The organism is Ruoffia halotolerans (assembly GCF_014049385.1).
Taxonomy (GTDB): Bacteria; Bacillota; Bacilli; order Lactobacillales; family Aerococcaceae; genus Ruoffia; species Ruoffia halotolerans.
Map to the genome: position 1 here is coordinate 1 of NZ_JACAOA010000010.1, position 13,494 is coordinate 13,494.

General features: G+C 40.0%; 11 protein-coding genes. 10 read left to right on the forward strand and 1 reads right to left on the reverse strand.

Features of this window, described 5'->3' with window-relative positions:
* Positions 1 to 240: 240 nt before the first annotated feature.
* The 7 genes from gloB (at position 241) to HW423_RS05030 (ending at position 9,438) form a co-directional block, all read left to right on the forward strand.
* Entirely contained in the window at positions 241 to 942 is a 702-nt protein-coding gene (gene gloB / locus HW423_RS05000) for a hydroxyacylglutathione hydrolase (RefSeq protein WP_218930842.1), read from the forward strand.
* A 24-nt stretch (positions 943 to 966) separates the two neighbouring features.
* Positions 967 to 1,431: a SixA phosphatase family protein gene (locus HW423_RS05005; protein ID WP_218930843.1), complete on the forward strand. Its 465-nt coding sequence runs from the start codon at positions 967 to 969 to the stop codon at positions 1,429 to 1,431.
* A 20-nt stretch (positions 1,432 to 1,451) separates the two neighbouring features.
* Positions 1,452 to 1,976, forward strand: coding sequence for a hypothetical protein (locus tag HW423_RS05010; protein ID WP_218930844.1), 525 nt, complete (start codon positions 1,452 to 1,454; stop codon positions 1,974 to 1,976).
* 243 nt (positions 1,977 to 2,219) lie between these two features.
* Positions 2,220 to 4,985: a cation-translocating P-type ATPase gene (locus HW423_RS05015; protein ID WP_218930845.1), complete on the forward strand. Its 2,766-nt coding sequence runs from the start codon at positions 2,220 to 2,222 to the stop codon at positions 4,983 to 4,985.
* A gap of 962 nt (positions 4,986 to 5,947) precedes the next feature.
* On the forward strand, positions 5,948 to 6,412 hold the full coding sequence (locus HW423_RS05020; protein ID WP_268951466.1) for a CopY/TcrY family copper transport repressor: 465 nt from the start codon (positions 5,948 to 5,950) through the stop codon (positions 6,410 to 6,412).
* Positions 6,405 to 8,456 carry a copper-translocating P-type ATPase gene (locus tag HW423_RS05025; protein ID WP_218930846.1) on the forward strand — a complete coding sequence of 684 codons (2,052 nt, stop codon included), beginning with the start codon at positions 6,405 to 6,407 and terminating at the stop codon, positions 8,454 to 8,456. Before HW423_RS05020 ends, HW423_RS05025 begins: the two co-directional genes overlap by 8 nt.
* Positions 8,457 to 8,514: 58 nt before the next feature.
* Positions 8,515 to 9,438, forward strand: a complete 924-nt coding sequence (locus tag HW423_RS05030) for a nuclease-related domain-containing protein (protein ID WP_218930847.1) — start codon at positions 8,515 to 8,517, stop codon at positions 9,436 to 9,438.
* A 532-nt stretch (positions 9,439 to 9,970) separates the two neighbouring features.
* Here the strand turns inward: HW423_RS05030 and HW423_RS05035 are convergent.
* Entirely contained in the window at positions 9,971 to 10,522 is a 552-nt protein-coding gene (locus HW423_RS05035) for a DUF924 family protein (protein ID WP_218930848.1), read from the reverse strand.
* A gap of 112 nt (positions 10,523 to 10,634) precedes the next feature.
* Here HW423_RS05035 and HW423_RS05040 point away from each other — a divergent pair, with 112 nt between their 5' ends.
* From HW423_RS05040 to proS, 3 genes are all read left to right on the forward strand, one after another.
* Positions 10,635 to 11,114 (forward strand): LURP-one-related/scramblase family protein, encoded by a 480-nt coding sequence (locus HW423_RS05040; protein WP_218930849.1) that lies wholly within the window; start codon positions 10,635 to 10,637, stop codon positions 11,112 to 11,114.
* A 17-nt stretch (positions 11,115 to 11,131) separates the two neighbouring features.
* A complete protein-coding gene (lepB, locus tag HW423_RS05045; RefSeq protein ID WP_218930850.1) occupies positions 11,132 to 11,743 on the forward strand; it encodes a signal peptidase I in 612 nt (203 codons plus the stop codon).
* A 265-nt stretch (positions 11,744 to 12,008) separates the two neighbouring features.
* Positions 12,009 to 13,448, forward strand: coding sequence for a proline--tRNA ligase (gene proS, locus HW423_RS05050; RefSeq protein ID WP_218930851.1), 1,440 nt, complete (start codon positions 12,009 to 12,011; stop codon positions 13,446 to 13,448).
* Positions 13,449 to 13,494: the final 46 nt, after the last annotated feature.

Consider the following 13,494-nt stretch of genomic DNA (forward strand, 5'->3'; position numbering starts at 1 on the left):
GTTTGTCTCAAGTTCATTCAACTCAAGCCAAATGACAATCCCGTTTGTCTCAAGTTCACTCAACTCAAGCCAAATGACAACTCCGTTTGTCTCAAGTTCATTCAACTCAAGCCAAACCACCCCGCCGTTTGTCTTAAGTCTGCATTTTCCCAACTCCCACAAGTAGTATCACAAGAAAATTTCTGTAAACTTTGCTAAGATTAGAATACAGATAATTATAAGCAAAGAGGAGTGAGTGATATGAATATTAATCCAGTAAAAGCCTTTTCTGACAACTATATTTGGGTCATAGATAATGGAACTGATGGAATTATTGTCGATCCTGGTGAGTCAGCGGGTGTTTTAGATTATTTTGACAAAGAAGCATTGGACTTAGCTGCGATCATCTTAACGCATAAACACGATGACCATATTGGTGGGGTTAAAGATGTCTTAGCAAAATACCCAGAGACACCTGTTTATGGACCCAAGGAAACTGCCTGTCTCAACCAAGTTACTGTCAAAGATGGCGATGAGTTTGAATTATTGAACAAAACCTTTAAAGTGTTTAAAAGCGGTGGTCATACTGAAGAGCACATCAGTTACTTAATGGGAGATGACTTATTCTGTGGGGACGCATTGTTCTCAGGCGGTTGCGGACGTGTATTCACCGGGGATTATCAAGCTCAGTATGATGCGCTTCAAACCTTTAAAGCTTTACCTAATGAGGTCAAAGTCTATGCAGCGCACGAATATACAGAAACGAATTTACGTTTTGCTCACGAGACAGATCCAACAGATCCATCATTTACAAAAGCTTTAGAAGAAGTACAAGCACAAAGAGCAAAAGATCAACCAACTTTACCTTCGACAATTGGAATAGAAAAAGACATTAACTTGTTCCTACAAGCTGAAAACTTAGAAACGTTTATTGAATTAAGAATAGCGCGAGATAATTTTTAAGCATAGTTAAAAGGAGAGAGAATCATGGAACTGATATTCATTCGCCACGCGAAAGCCGAAGAGCGCAGAGAAGGACTCGTTGACATCGACCGCCACCTGACTGATAAAGGGAAGGAAAAATACGCAAAACTACTTCCCGAACTCGAAGAAAAACTCGGGCCACTGAAAGAACGGAACTTTGTCAGCTGGTCAAGTCCGGCTAATCGAGCACAAGAAACTGCCGCACTCGCCGTCGACAAATTAAAGCTTGAGGAACCAAAGGTTCATGAATTTATCTATACTGGAGAGATAGAAAAGTTTTTAGAAGCATTAAAAACCGTTCAAGATGATGCGACGTTACTCGTCTTTGGACATGAACCGACTTTAAGTGAGTGGGTATATGAATTCACTGGTGAGTCCCGCCGGATGCGAAAAGGGTCAATGGTTAGTATGGAAGTGACACAAAGAGACCCACTCAAAGCTACATTTAATTGGCAAATTCGCACATAAGTATGTTGAGTAGGAAAGGAATGTCGACACTGAAACCACAATATTTACAATTACAACCTTCAGCCACCGATGAAAAACGGTGGGTAGCAGAAATTACGGGCGACGATCCGACCTTTATCCTAAGTCGAGAATTCCAACCCGAAATTGGGCCCGGCGTTTGGGCGATGTATGACGGATGGTACCAAATTCACGGACAAACACCTGGGATCACCCCTTTTCAAAAAGAATATGTCCGAGTCTTAGACGGGAAGATGACGCGGAGACTAGATTTCCGCTTTGTTAAAGAACATGTGCCGCAAATAAAAGCAGCGGAACCTGAACGGAAAGAACGTCTAAAGCACCAGATTATTTCTGTGTTCAATGAAATAAAAGCCGAAGTGCCTCATGAACTCGTTGATGAAGCAATCATGCAACAACAAGAAGACTTGGATATGGTCGAAACATCCCAAGAACTCCTAGGCGGGTTGAAAGTGCTATTAAAGCAAAAAGACCGAATCATCAAACGCTACAAAGAAGCCGTCGAGAACTTTCGTGAAGAATGGTAAGCAAATTTATTAGAGAATTGTCTAAATAGGCAGTTCTTTTTTTGTATAAAATGTGAGCTTATTGTCAACTTAATTTAAGTGTAAATTTATCGAAATATTTATTTAAAATAGTGTAATATCAAGCTTATTTAATATAGTTTCGCAAGGCAAATAAATTTAATTGCTTTAAATTAAATGTTATATTAAGAATATGAAAAAGTAAGGATGCTATTTTAAAAATCTTATAAACAAGAGGAGTTTACTATGAGTGAAATATATAAGAGGAAACTAGAGGAAGTGCTTGAGGAATTCGACACTTCTGTTGAAGAGGGTTTGAATGAGTCACAAGTCGAAGAAAATCGGGAAGAACACGGTGAGAATAAATTAGAAGAATCAGAAACAAAATCTAAATGGGAGATTTTTCTAGAGAATCTGAATAATATTATCGTTTACTTACTCGGTGTTGCGGCTGTTATTTCAGTCATAATGGGTGATTGGGTTGAAGCGATAGCAATTTTATTAGCTGTTTTTATATCTGTCTTTACAGGGTATTTTGTTGAGGTCGGAGCGCAAAAATCGGTTGAAGCCCTCCAATCAATGGTGGATACAAAAGCAAAAGTACGCCGTAACGGTGAAGAGATTGAAATTGATTCGACCGAACTTGTGCCCGGAGATATTCTAATCTTAGGGGAAGGGGATGCGATTGCGGCTGATGGGCGGTTAATTAGTGCCAATAACTTTGCGGTCATGGAAGCAGCCTTAACCGGAGAGTCTGAAGCGGTCGATAAAGATGCTGACGCAACCTTTGAAGAAGATGAAGCACTCGGTGACCAATTAAATATGGTCTTTTCTGGTACAGCAGTGACCCGCGGTAAAGCCGAAGCCGTTGTGACGGGGATCGGTATGAATACTGAAGTAGGTCAGATTTCTGAGATGTTAGATGAAGATAAAGACCGAGAAAGTCCCTTAGACAAAGAAATTGACAAATTAGGTAAAGCTTTAATTATCGTTGCCTTTGTTGCAGCAGGTTTAGTTTTATTAATTGGTATTCTTAACGGTCAAGATACGGCAGAGATGCTTCATGTGGCAGTTATTCTAGCAGTAGCGGCGATTCCAGAAGCTATGCCAGCAGTTGAAACGATTACCTTATCCAACGGGATGTCGACGATGGCTGACCACGAAGCGCTCGTCAAAAGCCTATCCGCGGTTGAAACGCTAGGGTCAACGTCGATTATTGCGAGTGACAAGACCGGAACCCTGACAGAAAACCAAATGATGGTTGAACATTTAATTATTAAAAATGATGAAAAATATGAAGTTACTGGGAACGGTTATGAACCTAAAGGTACTGTAAAATACAACGGTGAAGTTGTTGACGTAGAAGCTGAGAATATTCATGACACAGCCGCTTTAAATGACAATGATCAAGATTTACTGAAGCTGATTACTAATGGTTTTTTATCCAGTGATGCAAAATTAGTTAAGCAAGATGAGGCGGATGAGAATGAAGAAGCGGAAAATGACGGCGAGTATACTATTGAAGGAGACCCAACGGATGGGGCTTTAACTGTCTTAGGACACAAAATTGGTATGTCACCAGAATTTTTAAAAGAGACTGAATTTGAGCAACTAGCTGAAATTCCTTTCGATTCTGAGAAGAAATATATGGCTACTTTCCATAAACTGCCCGATAATATCTACCGTTTTATTATGAAGGGTGCTTTAGATGTAGTAGCTGAATACACAGACATTGATGATGAAGAAAGAGAATTTTGGTCAGAGAAGAACGAGCTTTTAACTGAAGAAGGGAACCGTGTCATCGGCCTAGCAAGCTATACGGTTGAAGACGAGAATGAAGCCAATGAGATTACAGAAGACATCGAAGGTTGGTTTGATAATAATCGTAAGATATTAACGATTGATGGCTTGTTCGGAATTATGGATCCACCAAGAGAAGACGTTGCCGAATCAATCAAACAGACCCAAGAAGCCGGGATTACCGTGAAAATGATTACCGGTGACCACCCTCGAACAGCGTCAGTAATTGCCAAAGAAATCGGAATTAATAATTGGGAAAATACAATGACCGGTAAAGAAATTGACAAAATGCATGATTCATCGGACTTTATTAACCGAATTAGAGAAACAGCTGTCTTTGCCCGCGTCTCACCTGAGAACAAATTACAAATCGTTAGAGCTTTTCAAGATGAAGGTGAAGTCGTTGCGATGACTGGAGACGGTGTAAATGATGCGCCAGCCTTGAACGGTGCTGATATCGGTGTCGCGATGGGAATTCGCGGAACGGAAGTCGCAAAAGAAGCGTCTGATATGATTTTAACGGATGACCGTTATTCAACCATTGTCGATGCCGTGCGTGAAGGTCGAATCATATTTGAAAACATTAAAAAATATGTATCTTTCCTATTCGCCTGTAATATGGTTGAAATTGTGTCAATTTTATTCACAATTATCTTCCTATTACCGATGCCAATTCAACCTTTACACATTTTATTCCTTAACTTACTCATTGATATTGGACCGGCCATTGCCTTAGCTTACGAAGAAGCTGAAGACAATGTGATGGATCATCCGCCACGTGATCCTGAAAAAGGGTTGGTCAACCGTCAATTCTTAAGTCGAATTATTATAAGTGGAATATTTATTGGTTTAGGAGCCTTCGGGGTATTCTTCCTATTCCATAATTTCACAGACGTATCCTTAGAATATGCTCAAACGGCGACTTTTACATATATGGCAATCGCTCAGTTAATGCATATCTTTAACGTTCGTAAATTCAAATCCTTCGGCTTGGACCGCACGCTATTCCATAATAAATTTTTAGTGGGTGCCATGGCTTTAGGTGTCGCTTTACAATTGGTTGCAGTTTATTTACCATTTATGAATAATGTCTTAGGTACAGAACCACTGACATTGAAGACTTGGGGAATTATTCTAGGCTTTGCGGCTGTGGCTACATTTATCGTTCATTGGTTGAAAATGTTAACCAATAAAATAGGTGCAGAAGAATAACAAAATAAGAGAGCTCACAAAATGACGTGGGCTCTCTTTTTGTTTAATAAACATCTAACATTAAAAGCACAGGTGGCATTGCAGCAAAAGCCAAATTGACAACAAAATGCGCGAAAACGAGGGTAAATAATCTTTGATGGTAGTGGAAAATCAAAGCACTACCAAGTCCTCAAAAGAAAAATGCACCAATATAAACTAAAGCCCCTTGCCAACTCGCCGCCAGCATAAAATGTTGTAAGCCGAAACCAATCGACGGAATGCCAATACCTGCCCAAGGCTTACCAAAACCTTGAGTAAACTCAGGTTACGCATAACCTCGGTACATGATTTCTTTAATCGGCGCATTAATAAATGGAAAGAGCAAAGCGACAATCGCGCCAACCCATCGTAACCAAACAGGTGTAGTTAACAGATTATTAACTCAGTCACCTGTAAAAATAACTTGGAACTGATTAAGATAATCAGTTCTAAATATTAAAAAGGCGACCCCATTTGATGCGGCAGCAAATGGGATAAAGAGTACAAAAATCCAAAGCAGCCCCCAAAGGAGATCCTTACCTAAACGGTCCCTTTGAAAATCAATCACATCCCGAATCGAACGTCCTTGTGAATGTAGGAGTCGGTTCATTAAATACAGAGAAAAGAGATTGGCTATCATAAAATATATGACGGCGATATTGGGTGAAAAAGGGAATGGAATGTTTAGCAACAAACACATTAGGCCCATGATCAATTCCAAAGCGGGAATCCAATAAACGAGACAAGCCCAGGCTAGCTTTTTTCATTATGAACCTTTCCTTATGAAAGCGCCGTTATATTTTAATCTTATCATAAACGGAGGAATTTATATAAATGTAATAGATATAAGTTGACTTGTACGAGTTACATATGTAAACTAAACTTAAAACAACGACTACAATTGTAGTCGTAATCATAAACTTAGTTTGAAAGGAGACATTTTATTGACAGAAGCAATACCAACGTTAAAAATTACTGATGCAGAATGGGAAATTATGCGAGTCGTCTGGGCTCAAGGCAAGGCAACAAGTCGCGAAATTACCCAAGTATTAGAAGATAAAATGAACTGGAAAACTAGCACAATTAAAACTTTAATCAGCCGTTTAGTAGAAAAAGGTGCTTTGGATACCGAACAAGAGGGACGTAAATACATTTACTCAGCTAAACTGACAGAAGAAGCCAGTTTAGACGATTCTATTTCAGATATGTTAGCTCGTATTTGTAATAAGAAAGCCGGGGAAGTAATCGGAGATATGTTAACCAACGCGCCTTTAAGTCAAAGTGATATTGAAGAATTAATGAGCATTTTAAAAGAGAAAAAGAAAACGGCATTGGACGTTGTGGCATGCGACTGTGTGTCTGGCCAATGTGAGTGTCAAGTAAATTTAGGAGGGGAATTGAATGAGTAAGGATAAACAACACCATCACGACCATCACAATCATCATGACCACGGAGGGCATGACCATCATGACCATCACGACCATCATGAGCACATGGATAACGGTGACCACGGACATCATCACCACCATGGGGATTTTAAACAAATTTTCTTAAGATCTTTACCGATTGGGTTAATAATTATGTGGTTTTCTCCACTGATGGGCTTGGACATACCGTTTCCATTTCAATACACTTTTCCATATTCGGATATTTTAGCTACCGTGCTGTCTACATTCCTTATTTTCTATGGAGGGAAGCCGTTCTTTCAAGGTGCAGTTGGTGAGTTTAAAGAGAAATCACCAGGGATGATGGCGCTTGTGTCTTTAGGGCTTGGCGTGTCGTATTTATATAGTGTCTATGCGGTAATTATGCGCTATGTTACTGGTGAGTACCTGATGGATTTCTACTTCGAATTCGCATCGCTAATCCTTATTATGTTGCTTGGACACTGGATTGAGATGGTTGCTTTAGGTAATGCTGGAGATGCTCAAGCCTCTTTAGCAAAATTACTTCCGAAAGAAGCACAAGTTGTCTTACAAGATGATTCGATTGAACAGCGTCCGGTAACAGAATTAAAGGTTGGCGACACTGTCCGAGTTCAAGCAGGCGAAAACATTCCAGCTGATGGAGAAATCATTCGCGGAACGTCTCGAGTGAATGAAGCGCTACTGACGGGTGAATCCAAACCGATTGACAAATCCGTAGGTGACACAGCTATCGGAGGATCAACTAATGGACAAGGGACGTTATTTATTAAAGTCAGCCAAACTGGAGATTCATCATTCCTCTCTCAAGTTCAAAGTTTAGTCACAGAAGCTCAAGGTAATCCGTCTCGAGCAGAGAACAGAGCACATCAAGTTGCGAGTTGGTTATTTTATATTGCGCTCGGTGTGGCATTAGTGACATTCGTCGCTTGGTGGGCAATTGCTGATTTACAAACATCGATTTCTTATACGGTAACCACGCTAGTTATTGCTTGTCCGCATGCTCTAGGATTAGCGATTCCACTTGTGATTTCGCGAAGTACTAGTTTAGGTGCTAATCGCGGACTACTTGTGAAAGACCGTGAAGTTTATGAATTAACAACAAAATCAGACACGATGATCCTCGATAAAACAGGAACGCTGACTACTGGTGAATTTAAAGTATTAGCGATTGATTCATTATCAAGTGACTATAACGAAGACGAGCTATTAGCTATCATGGCTGGAATTGAAGGCGGGTCAAGTCACCCCATTGCTCAATCAATTATCGAATATGCCTCTGAGGAAAATGTAAACCCCGTTGACTTCACATCAACAGAAGTCGTTTCTGGTGAAGGAGTTGTGGGAACTTATCAAGATACAGAGTATAAATTAGTGAGTCAAAAAGTGTATGGAAAGTCGATTGATATTGAAATTTTACCTGGTGCAACGATTAGTATTTTAACTAAAGATGGCGAAGCATTGGGCGCAGTGTCTCTAGGTGACGAGCTTAAAGAAACTAGTAAAGAACTGATGACAATTCTCAAAGACAAAGGCATTACGCCAATTATGGCAACAGGTGATAATGAAAATGCCGCCAAAGGTGTCGCAGGAACTTTAGGTATTGATTACCGTGCAAACCAGTCACCGCAAGACAAATATGATTTAATTAAAAGTCTACAGTCTGAAGGTAAAACGGTTATTATGGTTGGAGATGGTGTTAATGATGCGCCGTCACTCGCATTGGCTGATGTCGGAGTCGCCATTGGAGCCGGAACGCAAGTGGCAATTGATTCCGCAGACGTTGTCTTAACCCAATCTGAACCCGGCGACATTGAATCCTTTATCGAACTGTCTTTCAAGACAAACAGCAAGATGAACCAAAACTTACTTTGGGGAGCAGGCTACAATTTCATTGCAATCCCATTGGCTGCGGGTCTATTGGCACCTATCGGAATCACTATTTCGCCCGCGCTCGGTGCAATTTTAATGACACTTTCAACAATTATTGTCGCAATGAACGCACTCACTTTAAATTTAGATGATTAATTTTTAAAATAAAAAATGAAAATCGCCCTTTTTTACGTATATATATAGGGGTGATAAAATGCAGAAAAATACCGAACTCATGCAACTCCAAACGTCGGTTATACGCCAAATAAATTTAGCTGAAGAACAAAAACGTCGATATTGGTCCTTGAAGCAAGGCTATATCGGGGAATCAGAAGTTGCTCAATGGTTAGAAAAATACGCCGACGATAGTTGGCATGTCCTTTCAGACTACTGGTTCAACTACAAAAGCACGATGCAAGCCGATTTTCTATTAATCAAAGAAAATCACTGGTTAGTTATTGAAGTGAAGAATTTTGATGGCACATTTGAATATAGAAATCACGAATGCTACATTAACGCGCATTTAATGGAAAATAATTTTATGAATGCCATGGCGACCAAAGTACGGCGCCTAACACGAATTGCCAATGAAGTCTCCGAAAATATTAAAGTTACCGGTGCGATGATTTTCATCAATGAACATTGCCAAGTTAAACTCGATTATGAATTTGACTATGAAATTATACAGCGCAACCAATTTAGAAACTTCTTGAAAAAGCAGACCGAATTTCTGGCCCAACCTCTGTTACCAGCATATTTGAATAGAATACAAAAAGTCTTGAACCGCTATTCGATTGAAAATCCGTTCCAGCCTACAGGCTTGCCGATAGAAGACTTTGCGACTATCCATAAAGGCGTTACTTGTCCAGCGTGTCACCGATTTGATGTAGAAATCACTTTAAGAAAAGTGACATGCCGGCACTGTCATTTTAAAGAAGCAAAATCAGAAACGATACTCAGATCCGCACGGCAATTGCGCTATTTATTTTTTGACAACAGTGAAATAGTCACAACAGAAAATGTGTACCAGTTTATGGGCGCAAGCGCAGCGTCAAGATCCTTAATCCGAGACATACTTGGGAAAAACTTTAAGAAAGTGGGGAAAACAAATAAAACTTACTATGAAATAGAGATTTAAAGGGGAAATGTTTAGGAAAGTGAGTTGATTCGCCAGCTCAAATCTCCGAGCTAGCGAATCAAGCACAACTGCGCCAGCTCAGATCCGTGAGCTAGCGAATCAAGTGCAACTGCGCCAGCTCAAATTTGCGAGCTAGCGAATCATGTGCAACTGCGCCAGCTCAGAATCGTGAGCTAGTGAATCAAGTGCAACTACGCCAGCTCAGAATCGTGAGCTAGCGAATCAAACGTAACTTCGCCAGCTCAAATTTGCGAGCTAGCGAATCAAGCACAACTACGCCAGGTCAAATCTCCGAGCTAGCGAATCAAGCACAACTACGCCAGCTCAGATCCGTGAGCTAGCGAATCAAACGTAACTTCGCCAGCTCAAATTTGCGAGCTAGCGAATCAAGCACAACTACGCCAGGTCAAATCTCCGAGCTAGCGAATCAAGTGCAACTACGCCAGCTCAAATCCCTGAGCTGGCGAATACACCCAAAACCCAGTTCAAAACAGAAAAAAGTCCGCAGCACATTCGATGCGGACTTTTTATATTAGAAACTGCTATTAGGTTCAGCCAGAAACTTTGCTTCTTCCGGAGTTGTCTCACGGCCTAGAACATCATTTCGATGAGGATAGCGACCGAAACGGTCAATGATATCTTTATGTAAGTTTTCATAATGTAGTGCATTCTCATCACCAATTTCAGTAAAGATGCGTAAAGCTGTCTCGTGAATTTCAGTAGATTCAGAATGCATAAAAGGCATCATTGCGAAGCATTTTTCCTGAACAGAGAATTCTTCATCAAACTCAGGTAGTTGATATAATTCCTGAGCTAAGACGAGTGCCATCGTATCTTGGGCGAAACTCTTCTCGTCGCCTCGGCATAAGTTACGCGAGAATTGGTCGAGAACAATGATTTCTGCGAGGCGGCCGTAAGGATTGTCACGCCACCCCCATAATAAGCCAGCACATGCAGCTTCCCAAATTTTTCCAAAACGCTGTCTAATTTCGAAATCGAAGTCATCATTTTTCTCAAATAATAAGTCCGCATTTTCAGGAGCAAACCAAAAGTCTAATACATCTTGATAACGAGCTAGTTTCACAAATAATTCCCTCCGCTTTTATTAATATACATTTTATAGTAAAAATATTTTCTTAAATACAATTGAACATTAAATATAATAAGATTATAATAAGGCTCAAGGGGTGATATCAATGCAATTATACATGAAACAAAAAATGTTATCATTTAAACAGGATTTTAATATTGTCGATAGTAATCAAAAGCCGGTTTATAAAGTGGATGGAGAATTTCTTTCACTTGGTAGAAAATTGCACATCATTAACATGGAGACCAATGAAGAGGTCGCTTTAGTTAAACAGAAATTATTATCACTCATGCCACAAGTGGACGTCTTTGTCCGAGGTCAAGAAGTTGCAAGTATTCGCAAACGCATCACGTTATTTAAACCACAATTTGACATTGTAAAAATTGGCTGGACGATAAAAGGTGATTACTTTGCGCACGATTATATTATTTATGATCGAGAAGGAGATTTAATTGCTCAAATAAAGAAAAAATACTTTGCTATGAGCGATACATTTGAATTTAATATCGATGCTGAAGAAGTTGACCCAGTTATGGTGATTGCGGTTGTGTTAGCTATCGATACTGTAATGGATAGTAAAGATTAAGTAGATTGAGGTAAAAGATGACTTTTAAAGGTATTATCAGAGAAATAATCAGTACGCTTATCTGGGTTGCAGTGATATTTCTAGGAATTAAAGTATTTTATGCGTATGTTATGGAACCGTTCATCGTGGACGGAAGATCCATGGAATACACATTACATGACGGCGAGAAAATGTTTATGATGAAATTAAATGATATTGAGCGTTTTGATGTGGTTGTATTCCCAGCACCTGGTGGATCAATTTCTACAGACGAGCCGCAAAGTTTATATATTAAACGCGTGATTGGCGTACCTGGGGACACGATTGCTTATCAAGATGACCAATTAATATTAAATGGCGTGCAAATGGATGAACCATATTTAGACGACATGCGCGCAGATGTCTTAGGAAACTTTACGAGTGATTTTCAATTAGAAGAGATTACTGGAACTGCAACCGTACCGGAAGGGCGAGTCTTCGTTATGGGAGACAACCGTCGCAATTCACTTGACGGACGTTCATTTGGTTTTATCTACGCCGAAGATATTATCGGAGAGGCAGATTATATTTACTGGCCACTTTCAAGTATGCGAGCGCTTGATCAATATGAAATGAATGAAAATCAAGACACAATTGTCCAAAGTGATTGAACTTTGCTCAACAAATAGCTATAATATAAGCATTGTTAGAATAGTAAACGAATTGACGGTAATAAGAGAAAGTCACCTAGGCTGAAAGTGACGTGCCCACTCATTCGTTGAACCTACTAAACAGTTTATGGACTCGCCTCCTTATCGGCTCTAAGCTGGTTGGCAACATGCCGACAACTGAGGTGGTACCGCGGAGATCAACTGTTCTTCGTCCTTATTTGGACGGGAACAGTTTTTTTATACAAAATTATAACAGGAGGTTACTATGGTAACGAGAAAAGAAGATTTTTCAAAATGGTATATCCAAACAATTCAAAAAGCTGACTTAATGGACTATTCACCCGTACGTGGTTGTATGATTTTCAAACCCAACGGTTTCGAAATTTGGGAGCATATCCAAGAAGCTTTAAACTACCGTTTCAAACAAGAAGGTATCCGTAATGCATACTTCCCAATGTTAATCCCCGAGAGCTTCTTCAATAAGGAAAAAGATCATATTGAAGGATTCTCACCAGAACTACCGTGGGTTACTGAAGCTGCGGGTGAGCCATTAGAAGAGCGCTTAGCGCTACGTCCAACATCAGAAACTATGTTTGGTGATGCGTATTCTAAATGGATTAACTCATACCGTGATTTACCAATGGAAATGAACCAATGGGCAAACGTATTCCGCTGGGAAAAACGTACAATGCCATTCCTACGTACGTCAGAATTCTTATGGCAAGAAGGGCATACGGCTCACGCAACTGCTGAAGAAGCTAAAACACGTACACAACGTATGTTAGATATTTATGCAGAAGTGATTGAAGGCGTATTAGCTATTCCAGTATTTAAAGGTGAAAAAACACCTTCAGAACGCTTTGCTGGTGCAGAACGAACTTACTCTGTTGAAGCAATGATGCAAGATACAAAAGCTGTTCAAGCAGGAACAAGTCACTACATGGGAACTAAATTCGCTGAAGCTTTTGATATCAAATACTTAAACAGCGACAACGAACACGTTCACGCTTTCACGACATCATGGGGCGTATCAACACGTTTAATCGGAGCAATGATCATGTCTCACGGTGACGACCAAGGACTAGTTATGCCACCAAGAGTTGCACCGCAACAAGTCGTATTCATTCCTGTTGGACCATGGCAAAAGAATCCAGCGATCATGGACAAAATCTATGAACTGAATGAAGAATTAGCAAGCAAGCAAATCCGTACAGTCATTGACGGAAGCGATAACCGTCCAGGTTACAAATTCAATGAATGGGAATTACGCGGTGCGCCACTTCGTGTAGAAATTGGACCACGTGACTTAGAAAACAATAAAGTCATCGTTAAAGCGCGTGACTTAGATGAAAAAGTAGATGTTGAATTCGCAAACTTTGCTGAATACATAGAAAATGCCCTAGATGAAATGCAAAATCGCCTATTAGAATCAGCACGCGAACGCAATTCACAACACATCTATACGGACATCAATACATTAGAAGAACTTGAAAACCATATTGAAGCGAAAAAAGCTGCAAACGAAAACCCAGGTTGGATCTTAGCAGGATGGGACGGAACGGAAGAATCAGAAGCGAAGATTAAAGAACGCACTGGTTTCACAACACGTAACATTCCAGTAGAAGGAACAGTTGACAAAAAAGCTGAATGTATCGTCACAGGTAAACCAGCGAAAGAAACTGTCTGGTTAGCAAGAGCATACTAATTTAAATAAAATTAAACCGAGACTGTGTAAAAACAGCCTCGGTTTT

Bases quoted from the DNA above. Each gene is read 5' to 3' on its own strand.
- HW423_RS05005 (WP_218930843.1), top strand. From the start codon at position 967: ATGGAACTGATATTCATTCGCCACGCGAAAGCCGAAGAGCGCAGAGAA.
- HW423_RS05040 (WP_218930849.1), top strand. From the start codon at position 10,635: ATGCAATTATACATGAAACAAAAAATGTTATCATTTAAACAGGATTTT.
- lepB (WP_218930850.1), top strand. From the start codon at position 11,132: ATGACTTTTAAAGGTATTATCAGAGAAATAATCAGTACGCTTATCTGG.
- HW423_RS05010 (WP_218930844.1), top strand. From the start codon at position 1,452: ATGTCGACACTGAAACCACAATATTTACAATTACAACCTTCAGCCACC.
- HW423_RS05025 (WP_218930846.1), top strand. From the start codon at position 6,405: ATGAGTAAGGATAAACAACACCATCACGACCATCACAATCATCATGAC.
- HW423_RS05030 (WP_218930847.1), top strand. From the start codon at position 8,515: ATGCAGAAAAATACCGAACTCATGCAACTCCAAACGTCGGTTATACGC.
- HW423_RS05015 (WP_218930845.1), top strand. From the start codon at position 2,220: ATGAGTGAAATATATAAGAGGAAACTAGAGGAAGTGCTTGAGGAATTC.
- proS (WP_218930851.1), top strand. From the start codon at position 12,009: ATGGTAACGAGAAAAGAAGATTTTTCAAAATGGTATATCCAAACAATT.
- gloB (WP_218930842.1), top strand. From the start codon at position 241: ATGAATATTAATCCAGTAAAAGCCTTTTCTGACAACTATATTTGGGTC.